Below are 20,786 nucleotides of genomic sequence, written 5' to 3' on the forward strand. Positions count from 1 at the left end.
CATCAGACGAGATTGGCAAAAGCTGCAGCTGGTATGCTGCTATGCGGCAAATCAAGACGGTGGTCGATCGTCTCGAGCGGTTGAGTGCGGCGGCCAGAGCGAGCCAGACCAACTTTTTGTCGAACTGTTCGCAGAAGATGGGCCGCCCGCAGGGAACTGCATCGCACCAGAACCGACGCGACCATCAAGTCTGCTCGCGGACCGCTGAGGTGCAGGTCAGCGGGCCGACGCAGATATCGGCTTTGAACGTTGGCTCCCGCAGACGGGGCTCGCCGCGGCGGGCCAATCGTTCGCTGACTCCTCGACGTCTTCAGCCGGATCGGGTCACGGTCGTAAGCCAAGCGATGTTTTGCAATGACGTCTTGGAGCGTTTCGATCACCGTGACCGTTCGATGGCCCTCATTCGCAAACCGGTCGATAATCTCGGCGACAAGATCATCCAGACGCTTGAACAGTAGTTCGGCATTGTCGGGTCCATTTGTCACGATCTTCGCTCCTCAGATATCGATCCGCCGCTGCTGCCAGTCCTTATATGGCACCAATAGCTGTCCGGGAAATCGCTCTTCGATCGTGATCTCAACCATGGCGATCCTGACAAAGACCTCGCTGCTGTCACGGTCTTTGGAGGGGGTATTTTCGCTTTCGTCTTCGAGCTTTTGCATCAGCGCAAACAGTTCTTCGTCGGTCATCGCGGAAAGTTGGTCTGCAAACTCCGCATCATCAAACTCTTGTCCCTCTGCCATTGTCTGTCTGCTCCTCTGTCATCGATGGGTTTGGCGACAACGGACTAATCATCATCCAGTTCAATCCAGACCGGGGCATGGTCGCTGGTGTGCTCCCAGGCACGCACATGTTTGTCGACACCGCAGGTCTGCAGTCGCTCCCGTAGTGACGGACTGAGAAGAAAATGGTCGATGCGCAGACCGGCATCACGCGCGAAGGCTTTCCGGAAATACTTCCAGAACGTATAGATCCGTTGTTCGGGATGCAGCAGCCTGACGGCGTCCGTCCAGCCTATGGCAATAAACTCGGCATAGGCGGCCCGTACTTACGGCCGAAACAGGGCATCGTCTCGCCAGCGCTCGGGTTTGTAGACGTCGAGATCGGTCGGCATCACATTAAAAGCGCCGACAAGGGCGACGGGCACATCAAGCTCCAACAGCCCCGCGGCATAGGAATGTAGCCGCTCGAACCAGCGGAGTTTGTAGTCAAACTTTGGCCCTGGTGCTGGATTGCCGTTCGGAAGATAAAGGCAGCCGACGATCAGGCCATTGATGGCAGCCTCGATTTAACGGCTGTGACTGTCGTCGGGGTCGCCCGGGAGGCCGCGGCTTGTCTCGCGCGGCTCCTATCCCGGACAAGGACCGCAACGCCCTTCCAGCTCTTCTGACCATGCCAGATGGCGCCGTAGCCGGCACGCTCGATTTCCCGGCGGGGAAACTTCTCGTCCGGCGCCTTGAGTTCCTGCAGACAGACGACATCAGGCTGCGCTTCGGCCAGCCACCGCAGCTGCGCTCGCATTCCGGAAGCGGACATTTCCGCCCGAGTTGGTGACGATGGAGCGGACAAGCGAGCTATGGGCGAAAAAGAAAGCTGCGCCCGAGGCGCCGCTGCTGCTTTGATGGCGGCTTCTTCCTGTCGATACCGGAATTCATGCGATGCCAATCACCGAGGCGCGTACGAGACCTTTCGATTAATCACCGAGTAACAGGATAACCAGCACGACGAGGTCGAGATCTACCCCTATGCCACGCAAGGCTCACTCGACGCCACCATGTGGCAGAACAACGAACGCAAGGCGAGGTTCATTGCCGCGGCCCTTTCGGGTGATACCTCGATCCGCCGGCTGGAGGACCTGAACGAGGGGCGGGCCAACCAGTTCGCCATGGCCAAGGCGATTGCAAGTGGTGACGAGCGCCTGATGCAAAAGGCGGGGCTGGAGGCCGACATTGCGCGGCTGGAACGGCTGCGTGCCGCCCATGACGACGATCTCTTTGCCGTGCAACGGCAGGTCCGCGACGCCGAGCGCGAGATCGAAACCGCCGGCCGTCGCCTTGGCGATATCGCAGTTGATATCGAGCGGCTTGTGCCGACCTCAGGTGATGCTTTTGCGATCAACGTCAAGGGCGAGACCTATAGAGAGCGTAAGGAGGCGGGGAGGGCGCTGATGAAGGAAATCCTCACCCTCGTCCAGTTGCGGCATGAAGGGGAGATTCACATTGCTTCCATCGGTGGCTTCGATCTCGTCTACGATGCCGAAACGTTCGGGCGTGGTGACAATTACCACTATCAGACCCTGCTTCAACGCACCGGCGCGGATTATGAAATTGAGTTGCCGGTGACCGTCGCGCCGCTTGGAGCTATCTCTCGTCTCGAACATGCGCTCGACGGGTTCGGGGAGGAGCGGGAGCGCTATCGCCAGCGGCTGGAGGAATACAAACGCCGGCTGATCTCCTACCAGTCACGGCAGGGTGGCGCCTTTGCATTCGCGGATGAACTGGCGGAAAAGCGCCATGCGTTGCGAAAGGTTGAGGAGGCGCTGGGAAAATCGGCGCGCGGTGATGTGGAGACGAACGAACTCGCCGCATGAGATCACCTCCATGAGGCGCGGTCCGCTGCGGCGAACACCACGGTAACGAGGCCTAGCCGAACCGCGCACGGTTTGTCGTTGAGAAGGCCTACAGGCTTCCCAAATGCCTCGTTTTCGCTAAAAAGTCTGTCATGATTAAATCCGAGCTTGTTGATCTCCTTGCCGCGAGAAATCCATACCTCCATCGTCGCGATGCGGAGAATGCCGTCGAGTCCGTTCTCGATGAAATCACCGGCGCCCTCGAACGGGGAGAGCGCGTCGAAATCCGGGGTTTTGGCACCTTTGTCGTAAGGCATCGTCCCGCACGCTCGGGGCGCAATCCCCTCAACGGCAACGCGGTGCTCGTCGAGGAAAAATGGGTGCCGTTCTTCCGCGCCGGCAAGGAGATCAAAGATCGTCTGAATATGGCGGAAGAACCGCGTGGCAAGGAGTAATCGTTGATCGAATATTCGAGACATGGGTTCTGCGAGGCCCTTCCCGAGGACATTCGTGAGACGGTCGAGATGATGGCGCTGGAATTTCTGCCCGAAACCTGGCCCGTCCGGTTTGTCGCGCTTCTCTCGATGCTGGAGGACATCACAAGCAAGGTCGAAGAGGTCCACCGGCCGTATGTGGTCAACAACTGGGTGGTCATCGTCAGCGGCTTGCTCGAACATTTGCCACGTGATCTGGCCTCGCCGGAGTGCCTGGCCCTGATGCGTCACAGTGTACTTGACCGTTTTCGGCAAAGCCATTCAACAATCGCCGGACGTGGAGCAGCAGAACGAGATCTTGCGGCGTGAATATCCGCAATAGTCGATCGCCGAAGATCTGCTCCGCGATTATGAAATGTGGTCCGCCAAACAATCGCAGATAAAGCCCAGCTAGCAGGGAGAAGAATATGCCGACAGGCAAGGTCAAGTGGTTCGATGCCACCAAGCGGTTTGGCTTCATTACGCCGGACGATGGTGGTCCGGATGTTTTTCTGCACCTGAGCAGCATAGCCGCGAGCTGCTTCTCCTTGCACGCAGACCCGCGCGGATACACTGCAACACGCCCTGGGGTCCGTCGCAAGGCGCGACGATCTATGCCGAGGGTGTGGTTTTCCACACCACGGTGGGACATGGCGGCTTCAAACTCTCGGCTGAGCGCAACGCCCGGGTCCATCCGATGTTGGGTCGCGACAGCGGATTTTATGAAGAGGATGCCGAGTGGGCCATCGTCGCGCTGACGTTTCCGGATCTCTTCACCGTGTTCGAGCGAAAATGCGCAGACAAAATGATCCGCGATTGCTGGCCGGACGCATGTGAGGCAGTCTTCGGCCGGGTTCTCGTTCCCGGTGAATCCATGGAAAAAGATCGGCGGGCCTTCGAGCTGCGACATGCCAACGACTGGGTCGTGATCTCCGCGCTTCGCTCGGACCATCATCCCGGCATGACGGAGGTCATCGCCACGCGTGGTGGCAGGCGCGATCACGGTGTGGAGGAACGCCGCTTTCTGGTGCCGTCCGTAGACTATCAGGCCGGCGGTTTCGGCTTCGTCATAGACGAGACCCGGTATGCGGCATTTGACGGCCCATCGAGCTTCGCATCATGGAACGGGAGGGATGCGGCATGATCTCCTCCATCGACCACCACGTGGAATTGCGGCGCATGGAGGACGCCTGCCGGCAGACGCGGCACCAGATCGGCATGATCGAGCGTCAGATCATCCGCAAGATGACCGCCCTGATACCATCGCTTGGCGCGCGCAAACCCAGGAATCGACGTGGCAGACCGCATGAGCCGGACGCGTTCCTCAACCGCTATCGCACCAATCTCGCCGCCATCACCGCCGAGCGGCAGCCGGAAATCGATGCGCTCTCGAGGAAGCTCGCGCGGCAGGAAGCGGCAATTGCATCCTTGCGTGCCCGTACAGCTCTCCCCGGCAACGCTGGTCAAACTGCGCCGCAAGCCAGCGGTGACGTCCGGCGCCTGTGATGGCTGGCAAGCAAGGCAGGGAGGTAGGAAGGGTGGATTGGCCTGGCCTGGCCTGGCGCAGGTCTTGCATGGTTTCCTCTCCACTTCGGTATCCGAGGTTTGCCTCTGGCCGTTCCGTCCTTCGGTTTCGTGGCGGTCTGAACCGGCGCCCGTTCGGTTCAAGGCCGCTGTCGCGCCGCGGGGCGGCCGGTCATGCCGCTCTCGACAAAGCAGGCACGCGGGCTTCGCAAGGGCTTGGGCAGCCCCGCTTGACCGCATGCCTTCTTCGCTCGATCTGGCCTGCCCGGACCCTGAACCGCCCGGTTTGCGCCGGTTCCTTGTCGCCGCACCGAAGGACGGAACGGCCAGGGGGCCGACGCTTCGGTGAAGCAAGAAGGAAACCAATCATGGCAAAGTCCACCACCCAGTCCCGCCAATCAGCTCGCCCCTCCGCGCGCGTCGTGCCGCTGCGCAAAGGCGCCACCCTCGAAATGGTCCGCCTTGCATGCCCCGACGAAACCCAGGCGCTCCGGATCGCCGAAAGTTTTGGCACCGCCGTTCTCGATAGCGACGGCATCCGCGACATGCACGAGCGCCTGATCGTCGAGACCGCAACTGCTCTTTCCGATGGCCTTGGCGAACGGGCGATGCAGATCCATCTGCAGCGCATCGTCGGCGCCTATGTCGGATCGGCCCATGGCGCCGGCCAGTTCTACTCCCGCGCCGTCACTGAGGCGCGGGACGCCACCGCCAAGAGTGCTGCGGATGCCCGCGACGAGGATCTCGACGGTCCGGTCGGTTACGACAGCGCCGCCCAGCGCAAGCGCGAATTCGCAGCTGACATGGGTATCCAGGCGCATGCGCTCAGAATGGCAGCCGTCGGCGCTGTTGCTGCCTATGAGCAAGTGGTCGGCGAAACCTGGAAGCCGTTCGACCGCCCGGTCGAGAACCCCGGCCAGACGCTCGACCGCAAGGCAGCCGCAGCGCAGCTATCCGCCTTCGAGTAACACCCATCGCGGCGGGGCTCCAGCCCCGCCAGACCTTCACATAGACGGTTGTCCTGTTTTCGTCAGAACTGCATGCTTATATGCGAGGAGATCGATTTCGAAAGGATATCCATGGAAACCGTTTCAGCCCCCAGGACCAAACCTTGGCCGAAGTCACAGGGACCCGTGTTGGCCAACGCCTCCGATTTGCGAAAGGCCGCGGCCATCAACGCGCTTCTTTCGACCCCGGCGCCGGTTCTTCCCGTAAAAGACGGTGATCCGATCCTACCGTTTGTGATCGGCATATTCGATACGTTCCGCTCCTCGTTGCAACCCGATGTGCCGGCAGTGCGCCTGCGCAGGGCGATTGCCGCCTATGCGCGCTCGAAGAACTATCTGCTGGCGAGCGCGCAGCCGGACGCCATGCGTCATGATGCAACCGGTACACCTGTCACTCCGGTCGATGAGGCGGATCGCCTGTCAGCGCAGTTGCGCGTCGAGGAAATCCGGCGAGAGAGACAGACGTCGGCAGAGGCTGGGCGGACCGAAGAGGTTGCAACCGGGCCAAGCCCGGACAAGTAGTTTCAAAGCCGGGGAAATCCTCCCTTCGATCATGCGCGTATGAGAATGCGGCCTTGCAACGGATACAATTGTTGCTTCATTCTGCAGCCATCACATGCGGAAGGAGCCGGATAATTGAGTGATACAAGGAAAGCCCCGCACGCGATCGACGTCGAAGTCGGCGCCCGTATTAAGCTGAAGCGGAAGCTTTTAAGGATGTCCCAGCAGTCATTGGCGGGCAAGCTTGGCGTGACCTTCCAGCAGGTCCAGAAATACGAGAAGGGCGCCAACCGCGTGGGCGCCAGCCGCCTCAGCCAGATCGCGACGGCGCTGGATGTTCCGATGTCCTATTTCTTCGACGGAAACCAGGGTGGGCGGCAAGACGACGATAATCCCCATATCACACGCGAGACCGACGAGGTTGCGCTGTTCCTGTCTTCGAGGGAAGGCTTCAATCTCAACCGCGCCTTTATGCAGATCCCTTCGGCTGCCGTGCGGCAGAAAGTTGTCCTGCTGGTGAAGTCGCTCGCTCGCGCCGAGGAAGAGGCGCAATAATCGGTCTCATCGCGACCCGTCCCGCCTCCGGTCCTGCCGGGGCTAGGGTTTCGCGCAAGGGCTTCGCCCTCCTTCACGTTGTTACGGCGCGTTCCGCGTGCGCTCATCCCTGATCTGCCCGGCTTTTGGACCACCGCGACGGGGTCGCGATGGTCGCGACCTCCGAAAACGGAGGTTCAAGGATATGAAAAGAAAAGGGCAGGGCGAGCGCGCCGATCTCTATGCGGGGATCACCGACAGGATCGTTGCGGATCTGGAAAAAGGCGTCCGTCCGTGGATGAAACCCTGGTCGGCCGCAAACACGACCGGACGGATCACCCGGCCGCTACGCCACAACGGCGAAGCCTATAGCGGTCTCAACGTGCTGCTGTTGTGGTCGGAGAGCACAGCGAGGGGCTATGTCTCGCCGACATGGATGACGTTCAAACAGGCCTTGCAGCTGGATGGAGCTGTTCGCAAGGGCGAGACCGGAACGACGGTCATCTATGCAAGCCGCTTCACCAAGTCGGAGACCGACAGCAATGGCGGCGAGGTGGAGCGCGATATTCCGTTCCTTAAATCGTACACGGTGTTCAACGTGGCGCAGATCGACGGCCTGCCTGACCACTATCATGGCGTACCCGAACCGCTCCTGAGCCCGATCGAGCGCATCGGTCACGCCGACGAGTTCTTCCGCAATACCGGCGCAGTCATTCGGCACGGCGGCAAACAGGCATACTATTCTCCGGCCATGGACTATATCCAGATGCCACCGTTCGAAGCCTTCCGCGATGCCGCCGGGTATGCGGCAGTCCTCAGCCATGAGGCGACCCACTGGACGGCGGCAGAACATCGCGTGGGACGCGACCTGTCGCGCTATGCCAAGGACCGGACGGAGCGAGCGCGGGAAGAACTCATTGCCGAACTTGGCAGTTGCTTCCTCTGCGCTGACCTCGGTATCGCGCCGGAACTTGAGCCGCGGCCGGATCACGCGTCCTATCTGCAGTCATGGCTCTCGGTGCTGGCCAACGACAAACGGGCAATTTTCCAGGCGGCAGCCCATGCGCAGCGGGCGGTCAATTATCTCCACGGTCTTCAGCCAAGGGCGGATGCCTGCGCGACGAGGGAGGTAGCGTAATCGCGCTCGTCTCTTTTTGGGCGTCCTTTGGTTCGAGCAAAACAATAGCTTTCTGTGGACCTATCCGCCCCATGGGAATGTGACCTACAATCTAGACATTCCGGACAATCTGTACTATCTATCGTGGTAGATGATAGGAGCAGGAACATGGTCACATCCGTCAGAAAATCGTCAGCAACCTCCTTGTCTGGGTTGAACCCGGCGGCCATTGCCGACGTCGTCGAGGTCCTCGCCCGTCATAATCCACGTCTTTCCAAGACGGCGCTTGCCGCGACGGGGCGTGTCGTCGCCGCAGTCACCGCAGCAACCGCACGTCTTGCCGCCGACCAGCAACGCCGGCTCGTTGCCGACGAGCGCGAGCTGGCGCAAGCCGTCGCGGTCGCGGTCGCTGGCCTCATCGCGGAGGCGGACGTCCGCCTCGCGCCGCTTGCGGTTGGCAAGTCCGTCGAGGTCAGTCAGGGCGCCGGTCTTCCCGCGCCCGTCGATCTCGATGAAGGAAGGCGCAGACTTGCAGCTTTTGCAGAGCCGACGCGTCTCGAGGACTGGGCCGGTCCTGTCGCGGGACCGGCCGAGATCGAAAAGACATTTGGCACGAAACGGTCGACGCTGCACGACTGGCAGAGGCGTGGCGCGGTGATTGGCCTGCTGAGGGGCGAACGCAAGCATGTCTTTCCATTGGCGCAGTTCGTCGATGGACGCCCGGTAGAGGGCATGGCTCAGGTGACGCGGATCATCGCCAACCCTCGTGTCGCCTGGCAGTGGTTGATCCGGACAAAGCCCGATATCGGCGGCTCACCGTTGGATCTCATGAAAAATGGTCGTCTGGACGAGGTCCTTGCTGCGGCCGAGCGTGATTTCGGCTGACACTGTGAAGCTCGATCCCAAAACAGTTGCCGATCTCGCACTGGCGTTTCGGCCGAATGCCTGGTTGCGCGTTTTGCCGCGTGCTCACATGGCGACGCCACTCGGCATGGGCTTTGGCAATAGCCGCTTTTCCAGCCCACACAGGCGATTTCGCCTGGCCTACATCGCGCAGGATCTGCCGACGGCGATTGCCGAAACGATCGTGCGTGACCGCTTCGAGGGCAGCGCCGACCGGGTGCTTGATGAAACAGAGTTCGAAGACTGGGCGATTGCCGAGGTTTCCGCTGTCGATCCCTTGACCGTCCTCGATCTGAGAACCACCGGTCTGCTCAAGCTAGGAGTTAGTACCGATGCTGCCCGTGCGAAAACACACAACGATGGGCAGGCGCTGAGCGAGGCCGTCTACGGGTCCTTCGATGCCGACGGATTGTTGTACGCATCGCGGTTGACAGGCGCCCATTGTCTGGCGGTCTACGACCGTGCGGTGACGCGCAAGCTCGCGGCGACGCCGGCAATCGAGCTTCTTCGACACCCGGGCCTAGTTCCTGCACTGAAGGAAATCGGTGTCTCGGTCCGGAGCGCTCGCTCTCCTTGAGAGGTATCCTCACTTTCGTTCATGGCCGCGACATGGATCCGTGGACACACCCACCGTCGACCGAGGGGGCGGCATCAATCAGCTGCGATTGAGTGCAGGACAGAATATGCTGATCGCAAATTCTGGAACGGACAGCGCGGCTTGTCCGGTCCGGTGTCAGCGGACACGATCTTACCTCGTGCGGGCACGAAACGATGTTGTTGTGACTGGCCCCTGCGTCTTGCCAACAACGGATAATTTTTGGCGAACAAGAGCATGCATGGACGACATGTAACCGATCTGAAACCGGAGCCGCCATCGAGACGGAAAGTTCGGCGACGCTCTGCGGACTCGTCGCATTGGCCCGGCAAATTCCCAAACGATCGATGTGGCCATTGCTGCCATCCATTCGGGCATAGGAAGTGGGCGCGGCCAACGCGGCCTCGATTTGACATGTCTGATCGAAGAGCGGCTGCGCCTCGATCGTTCGCCCGCAACGGCATCGCCACCTTTCTTCCCCTGCGACCTGCGTTCGCATTCCTCGCGGTCCAAGAAAGCCGTCTCCCGCCGCCCTCCATTGCATTCCGGTCCCTGGGGATGCGGTCCGATCGTCCCCGATCAAATCGACAGTCATCGAGGACGCGATGGTCGCGGCCCGATCAAACCGAAAGGATCACGACAATGGCAATCATCGGCGAATTCACCACCAACGGCAACACCATCCTCGGCCACGTACGCACTCTGACGGTCTCCATGAAGGCCCGCCTGAACCCGATCGAACGCACATCCCGCGACGCTCCCGACTTCCGGATCATGTCCGGAGCGGCCGAAGTCGGCGCCGCCTGGAGCCAGGTTTCCGGCGACGGAGAGCCCTACATCTCGGTCAAGCTCGACGATCCGAGCTTTCCGGCCCCGATCAATGCGGCACTTTGGCCGACCGAGAGGGAAGGCGACTATACGTTGGTCTGGAACCGCCCGAAGCGCGACGCCTGATCAAAGACGGAAGCCCTGCCGGAAACGGCGGGGCTTTTCCCTTGTTCAAACCAAGAAGGAACCGGGCATCTAGCCCGCTTCTTCTTCCGGTCGCGATACGGAGAGGCGGGGTCTGCTCAGAGTGACCAATCGTGCCGCGAGCAAATGCCGGCCTCAAGGACTTCGCGTGGCCCCCCGATTTTGCTTCCGCTCCGGTTCCCTGCGCTTCAACAAAACCGGCACCCCACTCGCCGCCTCTGGCGGTCGCCGACGCGATCCCTGACCCCGTCATTTCCTCACGCCCCGCGGCGTCATCTTTCTCAAACGTCAAGGAGATGACGATGCTACTGGAACAACATATCGAAGAACTGCGCGCCGAGATGAACCATTGCCACCCGGACGAGCGTCGCCAGATTGCCGCGGAGCTGGAACTGGCTCTGGCCGAACTGGCCGTTATCATGGCCGAGCAGGACGGTTCCGTTGACGCCGTGCCGTCCTTCTGAGGGCGGCATACACCCGCAATGCTGCCACCACCGTCCGATTGCCATCGAGATCGAGATCAGCTTTAAGCGTCAAGGCAAGCAGCGCCGATGACGCTACGCCGTCTGCCTTTGGCGGCTCCCCCTGATGACCCCGCTTGCCGCGGTTCGGCTCACTTGTTCAGCACATCTTTCAGTGCTTTGGCAGGCTGGAACGTAAGCTTCTTCGCAGCGGCAACCTTGATGGTGGCGCCGGTTGCCGGATTGCGAGCCTCACGCTCCGGGGTATCCTTGATCTTGAACTTGCCGAATCCCGGGATAGATGTTTCCGCTCCGGACGTGGCTGCCGTCGTGATCGACGCGAAGACGGTTTCGACGATCGATTTCGCCTGGGCTTTGGTCAGGTTCTGTTCGGATGCGATCTTTTCGGCGATTTCATTGGTTGTGGTCATGACGGTTTCCTCGTTAAAGACGGGAAAACCCTTTCAGGCGATCGTTACGTTGTCATGCGGCGTTGTCCATAGAGTGGCGCTCCTGCCGGGGTTTCCACAGTTTCTTGCCGGTTGATAGCCCCTTTTGCGCTTCTGCAATACCAGTTCGAGGAAGCGCGATATCGCATCATTCTCATTGCCGAACACCTCGGTCATCTCCCCGCCCGCCTTGCCGATCCGTCCCCATGTCCGTACCAACGCGGTTTCTCCGAACAGGGTTGGCCGGATCGCAAGCGCGTAATATCGGGCCATGTTCCTGTTGGCGTCGATCCTCTGGCAATAAAGCTGGTAGTGATGAATACCCATCCCCGCATGATCGTCGATCTTCACGCTACGGTCCAACGACACTTCTGAATCGAATGGCCACTTTCGATTCATTTTCGTGATGAATATCGGTAATCGGCTCCGGTTGGGTGAGACGGCTTCGCCGCACGGTTCTACTCGCTCCGCTCACCGAACCCGCAACGCGGTTTCGGCCGATTCCGGTGACGATCCTCTCGCGGAAACACTACGGCGGATGCAGGCAGGCGACCTTTCAGTGCATATCGCCGCCACACCAATCGATCCGGGGGCTGCCCCAGCGTCGGCCAAGCTTCTCCCGCACCAGCTGCTCGCCGAGCGACTTGCCTGCGCGTGAAACGATACGCAGCTTTCGGCCATAAGGATCTTCGTCCCGTACACCAGCCACCAGCGAAAATTCGGCCGCCGCATTGAGCAGCTGGAGCAATCGCAACTTTGCTGCTTCGCCGGCCAGGCGTTCCTCTTCACAGGCCGGCTGCGAGATTTCCGGCGCGTCGATATCGGCAATGCGGATCTTGACGCCCTCCAGCCAGAAGGTGTCCCCGTCCACAACGCAGGTCGTCCGTCTTCCCGTATCGCACAGCGTGAACGACGCTCGGAGCTGATCGCCCGTTTGTGCCGTCCCGATCATTGCGCAAAACAGCACGAGCAACCACACTGACTTCCGTGACGAACGCCGGATTTTGTGAGCTGGTTGACAGGTTTCGTTCCTTGCCATCGAGGCCATGGACCTCACTTCACCGTTCATCATCAATATCCCAGATATCCAAGAATATCGGCGCCAGAATATTCTCCCGCCTCATCGACATAAGCGATGACATCACCGGTCTGCAGATCGATGATGGCGCTGTCGAGCTGGCGGGCAACGGCGTCGATCTCGTGGATGCGGCATTCTTCGATTGCCTCTTCAGCTGTGACCTGTGCTTCACAGGCTTCCCAATATCTCATGGTTGCTCCCTCGATCTAATTCAAAGCCGGATTGTCCGTGCCGAAAGAGTTTTTCTGAAACCGGTTCTCTGCGACACAGGCCTTCATGTCCTCGCGCCGGAACCACATGGCGCGCCCGCATCGAAGGGGTGCATTGCCCGAGGTGAAGACGATCTGCTCGTCGGCGCGCATGCGCAGAACCTCATGCGAAAGGATCAGGGGCCGGCGGTTGAGTTGCTTCGACCGCGATCTCGACGATCCCTTCATTCCGGAGGAACGATTGGTTTGATCGACCTCGACCGTGGTGTCGCCACATCGCTTCGAAATGTAGTGAGCGGTGTCAGGATCGTTGATTGCAGAAAACGAAATCCAGGATGCGGATTCGAACCATTTGCTCGTCGCATCACGCCCTCCATAAGCCTCGCGCATCTGGCCGAGCGACTGGAAGATCAGCGTTAGCGTGATACCATATTTGCGACCGGCATCGCGGGCCGTTTCAAGGATGCGCAGGAATCCGAGACGGGCCACTTCATCGAACAGAAATAGCGTGCGCCCCTTCACATCACCATTGCGATTGTAAATGGCGTTGAGCAGCGAGCCGATGACGACACGCGCCAGGCCGGGATGCGCTTCCAGCACCTTCAGATCAAGTGCGATGAAGATGTCCGTTCCGCCCTCGGCGAGATCGTCAGTTGAGAGACTGTCACCAGAAACGAGGGCGGCATAGTTCGTGTACGACAGCCAGTGTGTTTCCTTGACCGCATTGGCGTAGACACCGGAAAACGTCTCCGGCGTCATGTTGACGAAAACCGCGACGTTCTCCTTCACGAAGTCGGATTCCGACTGTTCATAAATCTTCGTCAAACGTGCCCGAAGCTTGGGCTCCGGTTCGGAAAGATTAGCCCGGACACGGCGCAGCGTCTGCTCTTTCTCATCGGTATGGCCGGACAGACAAACGTCGGCGATGAGTGCGGTTAGAAGCTGCATGGCCGAGGCGCGAAAGAAGTCGTCGCGGGCGGACGCTGTGCGTGCATTGTCGGTCATGATCCAGGTGGCGACGGCGACGATGTCTTCTTCCTTCGTATTGCCATGACGGCCAATCCAGTCCAGCGCATTGAAGCCGACACCAGACGCTGTGGGATCGAGCACGATCACCTTCCGGCCGGCCTGGCGCCGGTGCTCGCTGACCATCGGAGCAACCTCGCTTGACGGATCCAGCACAACGAGACCGCCGCCCCATTTGAGCGCGGTCGGTATTGTTACTGAGGTCGTTTTGAATCCACCGGAACCGGCAAAGACGATGCCATGCGACGAGCCGAAGGAACCATCGAAGCAGAGCAGTGGCGCCTTGCCGCCGCCGCCCCAGCTTTGCTTGTCATCGGCCCGGAACGGCATGGCGGCAACACTATCGCGATCAACGCGATACCGCTCGCCGATGACGATGCCGCCGTGCTCAGGAAACAGCGTTCCGGCCTCCTGCATCTTCATCCAGTCGGCCTCGCCATGGACTGCACGCCTGCCACCGATCCGCTTTGGTGCAGCCATTGCGAAGGCTGCATTCCCCTTGATCGCAACCCGCAAGGCAAAGACGCTTCCGATGAAGGCGACGCCAACGCCAATCATCGTTGCCGGATCGGCATATGCGAGAACCGTTTGGCCAGCTGGCACATTGCCGGCAACACCAGCCAGGCGGATCGTTTCGCGTGTCATGGCGATGATGATGACCACAGCACTTCCTGCCAGAACGCTCAAACCGGCCACCTTGATATGCGTCGAACCATTGGCGGCAAAGAGCGCGACGACGCCGATCGCGGCAGCCACCACATGAGGCAGGGCGAGACCAGCCCTTCCCAGCATCAGCTTCGCTTGCGCTGATGTTCCGAGCGCCGACAACCGATATTCCATGCCTGACGTCAGGATCATCGCCGCGAGCATGATCGCCGCGGGCAGGATTGCCAGTAGCAGCCTATTCGCCCTCATTGCCAAAGGCCTCCGCGCCGATTGCCGCGAGTCGGGCCTTCTCCGTCTCGTCGCCCCTGATCCGTCTGTTGGCGTCGATCAGCAGGCCGAGCAGCAGAGAACGCTTCTCGTAGCGCAGTCCGGCTTTGACGATCAGGCCGCCGAGTTCGATTTTTTCGCGCGTGCCCTTCTTGCGCGCATCTGATGTTATCGTCTTTGCCATCCGCTCAAGCCTCACCAATGCCGCCCGCATCCGCGCCAGACGACTGCGCCGTGGAGGCCCCGCTTGCGTTTCGGCCATCTCCGGAATCCTTCTTTCCGGTTGCAATACCTTTGCCTCCGCGAAACCGTTTGGCGATCTCCTCCAAGGCCGCCTGAAGGTCCGCCTCGTCGATCTCGATCTCCCCGAGGCCGGCTTTCAGTGCGATGCGACCAATGCGTTCAGCCTCACGGGTCTCGGCCTGCTTGAGCTGATCCTGGAGTCTTGCGATTTCCTCCCTGATCTTCGATGACGGCTTCTTCATTCCGGTTGCTCCTTTGAACTCTGGGCGTTGCTCTTGCGACGCCCAGAGTCTCCCGGATGCGCTGGAAAAGACATGTGCAGATCTGCACATCGGCAGATCGCTCGCTTTGGTGGATGATCCCGACTGTTCCGAAGGAATGGCTCCAAGGGTCCAAGGGCGCAATTATACGTCGTGGCGCGACGTCTTGCTCAGAGGCCCGGAATCGCCTGGCCGCTCCCGACGAACAAGGTTCGAACCGGGAGCTTTTATCGCCGTGGCCATCGCACACTTCTCAGCCAGCATCATCAGCCGCGGCGACGGCCGCAGCGTGGTGCTGTCCGCGGCCTACCGGCACTGCGCGAAGATGGAATACGAGCGTGAAGCCCGCACCATCGACTACACGCGCAAGCAGGGCTTGCTGCATGAGGAATTCATGCTTCCTGCCGATGCCCCGAAATGGGCGAAAGCGCTCATTGCGGATCGTGCGGTTTCGGGCGCGGTCGAAGCCTTCTGGAACAAGGTCGAGGCTTTCGAAAAACGCTCCGACGCGCAGCTGGCCCGCGACCTGACGATTGCACTGCCGCTGGAGCTCACACCCGAGCAGAACATCGCCCTGGTCCGTGATTTCGTCGAGAAACACATCCGGGCGAAAGGCATGGTGGCGGACTGGGTCTATCACGACAATCCCGGCAATCCGCACGTCCATTTGATGAGCACGTTACGGCCTCTCTCCGAGGACGGCTTCGGGTCGAAGAAAGTCGCGGTCATCGGCGAGGACGGCCAGCCGGTGCGGACGAAGTCCGGCAAGATTCTCTACGAACTTTGGGGCGGATCGACCGATGCCTTCAACGTGCTGCGGGATGGGTGGTTCGAGCGACAGAACCATCATTTGGCGCTTGCCGAGATCGATCTTCGCATCGATGGACGCTCCTACGAGAAGCAGGGTATCGAACTTGAGCCCACCATCCATCTCGGCGTCGGTGCCAAGGCGATCGAGCGCAAAGCGGCGAGCCGGGGTGTCAGGCCGGAGCTGGAGCGGATCGAGCTGAACGAGGAGCGACGCTCGGAAAATGCCCGCCGGATCCTACGCAATCCCGCCATCGTGCTCGACCTGATCACGCGGGAAAAGAGCGTCTTCGACGAACGCGATATAGCCAAGGTATTGCATCGCTATATCGACGATCCCGCAGTCTTCCAACAACTCATGGTCAGGATCATCCTGAACCCGGAAGTGCTGCGGCTGCAGCGCGAAACGATCGATTTTGCGACCGCAAAGAAAGTGCCGGCGCGTTATTCGACGCGAGCGATGATTCGGCTGGAAGCGACGATGGCGTGGCAGGCAACATGGCTGTCGAACCGGGAGGGAAGGGGCGTTTCCCACTCCGCTCTCGAAGCCACGTTCAAGCGGCATGAGCGGCTGTCCGACGAGCAGAAAGCAGCGATCGAGCGCATTGCAGGACCTGCCCGTATCGCCGCCGTCGTCGGACGCGCGGGTGCTGGCAAGACCACGATGATGAAGGCGGCGCGGGAGGCGTGGGAGCTGGCCGGATATCGTGTCGTTGGTGGCGCGCTCGCCGGCAAAGCGGCGGAGGGCCTTTCGAGCGAAGCCGGCATCGAGAGCCGCACGCTCTCATCCTGGGAGCTGCGCTGGAACCGCGGTCGTGACGTGCTCGACAATAAGACCGTCTTCGTCATGGACGAGGCCGGCATGGTAGCCTCGAAACAGATGGCGGGCTTTGTCGATGCCGTCGTCAGGGCAGGGGCAAAGATCGTGCTGGTCGGCGACCCCGAACAGCTGCAGCCCATTGAGGCGGGCGCTGCCTTCCGCGCCATTGTCGATCGGATTGGTTACGCTGAACTCGAAACGATCTATCGCCAGCGCGAGGACTGGATGCGCAAGGCGTCGCTCGATCTGGCGCGCGGCAATGTCGAGAAGGCGTTGGCGCTCTACAATGCCAATGCGGGAATTGTTGGCGAACGTCTGAAGGCGGAAGCGGTTGAGCGCCTGATCGCCCACTGGAACCATGATTACGACCAGACGAAGACGACATTGATCCTCGCCCATCTGCGCCGCGACGTGCGCATGCTCAACGTCATGGCGCGCGAGAAGCTGGTCGAGCGCGGCATCGTCGGCGAGGGCCACGTCTTTAGAACGGCTGACGGCGAACGCCGTTTCGACGCAGGCGATCAGATCGTCTTCCTGAAGAATGAGACCTCACTTGGGGTAAAGAACGGCATGATCGGCCATGTCGTTGAGGCTGCGCCGAACCGCATCGTTGCGGTGGTCGGGGATCGGGATCATCGGCGGCATGTTGTGGTCGAACAACGCTTCTACAGAAATCTCGATCACGGCTATGCGACGACCATCCACAAGTCTCAGGGCGCCACTGTCGACAGGGTCAAGGTGCTGGCCTCTCTGTCGCTCGATCGGCATCTGACCTATGTCGCGATGACCCGCCATCGCGAGGATCTTCAGCTCTATTACGGGCGCCGTTCCTTCGCCTTCAACGGTGGCCTGGCAAAGGTTCTTTCTCGAAAGAACGCCAAGGAGACGACGCTCGATTACGAGCGCGGCAAACTCTACCGCGAGGCCCTCCGCTTTGCCGAAAACCGTGGCCTGCACATCATGCAGGTGGCTCGAACAATGCTGCGCGACCGGCTCGACTGGACGCTGCGCCAAAAAACAAAGGTTTCCGATCTCGTTCATAGGCTTCGTGCGCTCGGTGAGCGCCTCGGCTCCGACCAATCCCCAAAAACCCAAACGATGAAGGAGGCCGCGCCCATGGTCGCAGGCATCAAGACATTCTCCGGCTCTGTTGCCGACACGATCGGTGACAAGCTCGGCGCCGATCCCACGCTGAAGCAGCAATGGGAGGAGGTCTCGGCGCGCTTCCGCTACGTCTTCGCCGATCCCGTAACCGCCTTCCGCGCCATCAACTTCGATACGGTTCTGGCAGATAAGGAGATGGCGAAGCAGGTCCTCCAAAAGCTTGAGGCGGAGCCGGAGACTATCGGTCCATTGAAGGGCAAGACCGGCATTCTGGCAGGCAAGGCAGAGCGCGAGGCACGTCGCATCGCCGAGGTGAATGTGCCTTCTCTCAAGCGCGATCTTGAGCAATATCTTCAGATGCGCGAGACTGCCACGATGCGGCACCAGGCGGACGAGCAGACGCTGCGCCAGCGGGTCTCGATCGACATTCCGGCACTGTCGCCGGCAGCGCGTGTTGTGCTGGAGCGGGTGCGTGACGCCATCGACCGCAACGATCTTCCGGCGGCGATGGCCTACGCGCTCAGCAATCGTGAAACCAAGCTCGAAATCGACGGGTTCAGTCAGTCGGTTACGGAGCGGTTCGGGGAACGAACGCTGCTGAACAACGCCGCGCGCGAGCCTTCCGGAACGCTGTACGAAAAACTCTCTGAGGGCATGACGCCGGAGCAGAAGCAGCAGCTCAAACAAGCCTGGCCGGTGATGCGGACAGCGCAACAGCTCGCGGCCCACGAGCGCACCGCTCAATCGCTAAGGCAAGCCGAGGAACAGCGTCTAACCCAGCGCCAGGCACCGGTGCTGAAGCAATGAGACGGAAGAGGATTCTTCAGTTTCTCGCGGGCGCCGCCGTCGTCATGTCCGTAGTGACGGCGACGGCGTTCACGGGTGGCTATCGCCTGAACCTGACCCCAAGCGAGCCGCTCGGCCTCTGGCGTATCGAAGAGCTTCAGCGTCCGGTCGCGATCGGCGATCTGGTGTTTTTATGCCCACCCATGACAGCTGTCTTCGCAGACGCATGGCGGCGCGGATATCTGCGCCGAGGGCTTTGCGCCGGCGGCTTTGCGCCGCTGATCAAGACGGTCGCAGCACTTCCCGGACAGCGTGTCGACATCACCGATCGCGTGTTCATCGACGGTCGTCTGGTTCCCGCATCGTCTGTGTGGCGCACGGACGGCGAGGGCAGGATGCTCTTGCCTGATCCCGGCGGCGTTGTGCCGCCGTATCATCTCTTCCTTCACTCATCCTTCGCGAGCTCCTATGATAGTCGATACTTTGGCCCGGTTCCGGATTCCGGTCTGGTCGGCCTGGCGCGGCCGGTCCTCACCTTCGATCCGTGATCGCGGTGACGACCAGAGGAACGAGCGCTGGAAACCCATCCTTCTGATCATCGCCTCGATTGCCTGTGGGAGGATCGGCTGGAGCGGCGAGGTGCTTCTTCTCCCGCTCGCCATGTTCTTTCCGTTGCTCTGGGCAATGGCGCCGTCACGTATGATCGCCGCACTTGTTGCGGCGGGCTATTTCCTGGCGGCCTCGCGCGGATTGCCGCAGGGCGTGGCGAACTTCTATGCCGCCGATCTTTGGCCCGGTCTGGCGCTTTGGGTGATGGCTTCCGCATCCTTCGTCATCGTCCATGCAGTGTGCTGGACGAAACCTCGTGGCGGAGACTCTTCGGGGAAGAGGGGGACGGACGCGGCGAGAGCGCTCCGCTATCTGCTCGCCATGGCGCTGACAGGACTGCCGCCATTTGGCATCACGGGCTGGGCGCATCCGCTGACAGCCGCCGGCGTCTTGTTTCCCGGGCGGGGTTGGTCAGGCCTTGGCGCGACCGCGATCCTGTTGGTCCTCATGACCGGTCGAAGATGGCAAATCGCGGTCGCAGTCCTCGGAGGACTTTACGTCTGGTCCGCCACGAACTGGACGCCCCCGAAACTAACACCCGGATGGATGGCCGTCGATCTGAAACGAGGGGGAGACCTTGGGCGCGATGGCTCGCTTAACTATCACCGTGACCTGATCGCGACAGTGCGTCGGACGATTGCTGAGCAGCCGGACGTACATGTTGCGGTGCTGCCCGAAAGTGCGCTCGGCTTCTGGACGCCGACCGTTGCGCGGCTCTGGCGTGAAGGTCTCCGCGGCTCGGACCGCATCGTCATCGCTGGTGCTGCCGTCGTCGATCCCAAAGGCTACGACAATGTGATGGTGGCGATATCGGCCGATAAATCGAACATCCTCTATCGCGAGCGCATGCCGGTTCCCGGATCGATGTGGCAACCATGGTTGCCATGGACCGGGCAAGGAGGTGGCGCGCGGGCCGACTTCTTCGGCAATCCGGTGGTTGAGGTTGACGGAGCAAGGGTCGCGCCGCTGATTTGCTACGAGCAGCTCATTCTCTGGCCGATCCTTCAATCGATGCTGCACTCGCCCGAGGTGATCGTTGCCGTCGGCAATGGCTGGTGGACGGAAAACACATCGATCGTCGCAATCCAAAAAGCGAGCGTCTCAGCCTGGGCAAGGCTCTTTGACCTGCCCGTCGTTATGACCTTCAACACATAGGGAGTACCCGGGATGCTCGATGCCGTCCTTGTCCAGCAATGCGCCGACCCCTCCCTGAAGCCAGCAATCGTCGAGAAATTCATCGCGAAGGCAGGATCGCAGGATCCGCTGGCTGTCACCGTGCGCTCAGGCAACAGCATGGTTCTGGTGCCAAAGCCGACAACGCCGGAAGAGGCTTTGGCTCTCATCCGCGACAATCTCGGACGCAACACCGTTCGCGTTGGCATCACCCAGTATCCGGCAGGGGTCGGAATCGTCGAGGCCGGTCAATTGAAGCCGGAAATGGTCGAGCCTTGTGAGAATATCCGCATGGGGACAGCACTGTTTGCCAAGGTCTTTCGCATCGTCATTAAATGGTACGGCAATCCCACAGCAAAAGACGTCCTGCCACAGGTTATGGATGATGCGGTCATCGCTTGGCAGACGGGATATTTTGAGGGGCTGGCGGTGTTTCGGGCCGAAGATCCTGGTCAGGGAAAACTTGCTCAACCCGCTTCAACCCAAAGTGACGAAGCCGAAACAAAAAACGACTCTCGCGAAAATCCAAGAGATGAAGATGCTTCATCCGAAGCTGTCTCGTCTGATCCAAACAAGGCCGGCATCAGGATCGACCTGTCGGGGATCGGCGCTCAAGAGCGTTAAGCCTGCCGC

General features: G+C 60.6%; 24 protein-coding genes and 4 pseudogenes. 18 read left to right on the forward strand and 10 right to left on the reverse strand.

What is annotated here, in order from left to right; translation table 11 throughout:
* Window positions 1-2: 2 nt before the first annotated feature.
* From GGQ73_RS16135 to xth, 3 genes and pseudogenes are all read right to left on the reverse strand, one after another.
* Window positions 3-485 carry a hypothetical protein gene (locus tag GGQ73_RS16135; protein ID WP_174018307.1) on the reverse strand — a complete coding sequence of 161 codons (483 nt, stop codon included), beginning with the start codon at window positions 483-485 and terminating at the stop codon, window positions 3-5.
* A gap of 12 nt (window positions 486-497) precedes the next feature.
* On the reverse strand, window positions 498-743 hold the full coding sequence (locus GGQ73_RS16140; RefSeq protein ID WP_012478103.1) for a hypothetical protein: 246 nt from the start codon (window positions 741-743) through the stop codon (window positions 498-500).
* 44 nt (window positions 744-787) lie between these two features.
* Window positions 788-1,536: pseudogene (xth, locus tag GGQ73_RS23000) on the reverse strand (exodeoxyribonuclease III).
* 172 nt (window positions 1,537-1,708) lie between these two features.
* On the opposite strand from xth, the pseudogene GGQ73_RS16150 reads away from it, so the two are divergent.
* From GGQ73_RS16150 to GGQ73_RS16215, 14 genes and pseudogenes are all read left to right on the forward strand, one after another.
* A pseudogene (locus GGQ73_RS16150) lies at window positions 1,709-2,590 on the forward strand (lactate dehydrogenase); the annotation flags it as partial.
* A 131-nt stretch (window positions 2,591-2,721) separates the two neighbouring features.
* On the forward strand, window positions 2,722-3,024 hold the full coding sequence (locus GGQ73_RS16155; RefSeq protein ID WP_065657584.1) for an integration host factor subunit beta: 303 nt from the start codon (window positions 2,722-2,724) through the stop codon (window positions 3,022-3,024).
* A 3-nt stretch (window positions 3,025-3,027) separates the two neighbouring features.
* Window positions 3,028-3,372, forward strand: a complete 345-nt coding sequence (locus GGQ73_RS16160; protein ID WP_012478106.1) for a hypothetical protein — start codon at window positions 3,028-3,030, stop codon at window positions 3,370-3,372.
* A 98-nt stretch (window positions 3,373-3,470) separates the two neighbouring features.
* Window positions 3,471-3,533, forward strand: a pseudogene (locus GGQ73_RS23360) (cold-shock protein); the annotation flags it as partial.
* A 32-nt stretch (window positions 3,534-3,565) separates the two neighbouring features.
* A pseudogene (locus GGQ73_RS16170) lies at window positions 3,566-4,186 on the forward strand (DUF7007 domain-containing protein); the annotation flags it as partial.
* Window positions 4,183-4,548: a dsRNA-binding motif domain-containing protein gene (locus tag GGQ73_RS16175; RefSeq protein ID WP_065657589.1), complete on the forward strand. Its 366-nt coding sequence runs from the start codon at window positions 4,183-4,185 to the stop codon at window positions 4,546-4,548. The pseudogene GGQ73_RS16170 and the gene GGQ73_RS16175, both read left to right, overlap by 4 nt.
* 386 nt (window positions 4,549-4,934) lie before the next feature.
* Window positions 4,935-5,534, forward strand: coding sequence for a hypothetical protein (locus GGQ73_RS16180; protein WP_173994906.1), 600 nt, complete (start codon window positions 4,935-4,937; stop codon window positions 5,532-5,534).
* 165 nt (window positions 5,535-5,699) lie between these two features.
* Window positions 5,700-6,095 (forward strand): ProQ/FINO family protein, encoded by a 396-nt coding sequence (locus GGQ73_RS16185; protein ID WP_233284305.1) that lies wholly within the window; start codon window positions 5,700-5,702, stop codon window positions 6,093-6,095.
* 114 nt (window positions 6,096-6,209) lie between these two features.
* Complete coding sequence (locus GGQ73_RS16190; RefSeq protein ID WP_065657591.1) at window positions 6,210-6,629, forward strand: helix-turn-helix domain-containing protein; 420 nt, start codon at window positions 6,210-6,212, stop codon at window positions 6,627-6,629.
* Between the two features lie 184 nt (window positions 6,630-6,813).
* Complete coding sequence (locus GGQ73_RS16195) at window positions 6,814-7,746, forward strand: ArdC family protein (protein WP_173994908.1); 933 nt, start codon at window positions 6,814-6,816, stop codon at window positions 7,744-7,746.
* Between the two features lie 147 nt (window positions 7,747-7,893).
* Window positions 7,894-8,610, forward strand: coding sequence for an antitoxin Xre/MbcA/ParS-like domain-containing protein (locus GGQ73_RS16200; protein WP_065657593.1), 717 nt, complete (start codon window positions 7,894-7,896; stop codon window positions 8,608-8,610).
* Window positions 8,582-9,205: an RES family NAD+ phosphorylase gene (locus GGQ73_RS16205; RefSeq protein WP_080728845.1), complete on the forward strand. Its 624-nt coding sequence runs from the start codon at window positions 8,582-8,584 to the stop codon at window positions 9,203-9,205. The genes GGQ73_RS16200 and GGQ73_RS16205 overlap by 29 nt, the downstream gene beginning before the upstream one ends.
* Window positions 9,206-9,865: 660 nt before the next feature.
* Window positions 9,866-10,177, forward strand: coding sequence for a DUF736 domain-containing protein (locus tag GGQ73_RS16210; protein ID WP_003517402.1), 312 nt, complete (start codon window positions 9,866-9,868; stop codon window positions 10,175-10,177).
* A gap of 320 nt (window positions 10,178-10,497) precedes the next feature.
* Window positions 10,498-10,659, forward strand: coding sequence for a hypothetical protein (locus tag GGQ73_RS16215; protein ID WP_174018777.1), 162 nt, complete (start codon window positions 10,498-10,500; stop codon window positions 10,657-10,659).
* Window positions 10,660-10,808: 149 nt separating this feature from the next.
* Here the strand turns inward: GGQ73_RS16215 and GGQ73_RS16220 are convergent, their stop codons facing one another.
* The 7 genes from GGQ73_RS16220 to traC all read right to left on the reverse strand — a co-directional run bounded on the left by GGQ73_RS16220 (window position 10,809) and on the right by traC (window position 14,836).
* Complete coding sequence (locus GGQ73_RS16220) at window positions 10,809-11,087, reverse strand: HU family DNA-binding protein (RefSeq protein ID WP_003517400.1); 279 nt, start codon at window positions 11,085-11,087, stop codon at window positions 10,809-10,811.
* Window positions 11,088-11,120: 33 nt separating this feature from the next.
* The gene (locus GGQ73_RS16225) at window positions 11,121-11,432 is read right to left on the reverse strand and encodes a WGR domain-containing protein (RefSeq protein WP_035258710.1); all 312 of its coding nucleotides are present in this window, start codon (window positions 11,430-11,432) and stop codon (window positions 11,121-11,123) included.
* Window positions 11,433-11,661: 229 nt separating this feature from the next.
* Window positions 11,662-12,174, reverse strand: a complete 513-nt coding sequence (locus GGQ73_RS16230; RefSeq protein WP_234902686.1) for a thermonuclease family protein — start codon at window positions 12,172-12,174, stop codon at window positions 11,662-11,664.
* 2 nt (window positions 12,175-12,176) lie between these two features.
* On the reverse strand, window positions 12,177-12,374 hold the full coding sequence (locus GGQ73_RS16235) for a hypothetical protein (protein WP_012478133.1): 198 nt from the start codon (window positions 12,372-12,374) through the stop codon (window positions 12,177-12,179).
* A 15-nt stretch (window positions 12,375-12,389) separates the two neighbouring features.
* Window positions 12,390-14,333, reverse strand: coding sequence for a Ti-type conjugative transfer system protein TraG (gene traG, locus GGQ73_RS16240; RefSeq protein WP_173994914.1), 1,944 nt, complete (start codon window positions 14,331-14,333; stop codon window positions 12,390-12,392).
* On the reverse strand, window positions 14,320-14,535 hold the full coding sequence (gene traD / locus GGQ73_RS16245; protein WP_065657595.1) for a type IV conjugative transfer system coupling protein TraD: 216 nt from the start codon (window positions 14,533-14,535) through the stop codon (window positions 14,320-14,322). Before traD ends, traG begins: the two co-directional genes overlap by 14 nt.
* A 4-nt stretch (window positions 14,536-14,539) precedes the next feature.
* Window positions 14,540-14,836 carry a conjugal transfer protein TraC gene (traC, locus tag GGQ73_RS16250; RefSeq protein ID WP_012478136.1) on the reverse strand — a complete coding sequence of 99 codons (297 nt, stop codon included), beginning with the start codon at window positions 14,834-14,836 and terminating at the stop codon, window positions 14,540-14,542.
* A gap of 253 nt (window positions 14,837-15,089) precedes the next feature.
* On the opposite strand from traC, the gene traA reads away from it, so the two are divergent.
* Genes traA through GGQ73_RS16270 form a run of 4 tightly spaced genes read left to right on the forward strand, consistent with a single transcriptional unit; the run spans window position 15,090 to window position 20,777 of the window.
* Window positions 15,090-18,392, forward strand: a complete 3,303-nt coding sequence (traA, locus tag GGQ73_RS16255; protein ID WP_173994917.1) for a Ti-type conjugative transfer relaxase TraA — start codon at window positions 15,090-15,092, stop codon at window positions 18,390-18,392.
* Window positions 18,393-18,436: 44 nt separating this feature from the next.
* Window positions 18,437-18,919: a conjugative transfer signal peptidase TraF gene (gene traF, locus GGQ73_RS16260; protein WP_410171771.1), complete on the forward strand. Its 483-nt coding sequence runs from the start codon at window positions 18,437-18,439 to the stop codon at window positions 18,917-18,919.
* Entirely contained in the window at window positions 18,840-20,135 is a 1,296-nt protein-coding gene (locus GGQ73_RS16265) for a conjugal transfer protein TraB (protein WP_081307303.1), read from the forward strand. The genes traF and GGQ73_RS16265 overlap by 80 nt, the downstream gene beginning before the upstream one ends.
* A gap of 12 nt (window positions 20,136-20,147) precedes the next feature.
* Complete coding sequence (locus GGQ73_RS16270; RefSeq protein WP_065657599.1) at window positions 20,148-20,777, forward strand: TraH family protein; 630 nt, start codon at window positions 20,148-20,150, stop codon at window positions 20,775-20,777.
* Window positions 20,778-20,786: the final 9 nt, after the last annotated feature.

Source organism: Rhizobium skierniewicense (assembly GCF_014196515.1).
Lineage (GTDB): Bacteria > Pseudomonadota > Alphaproteobacteria > Rhizobiales > Rhizobiaceae > Agrobacterium > Agrobacterium skierniewicense.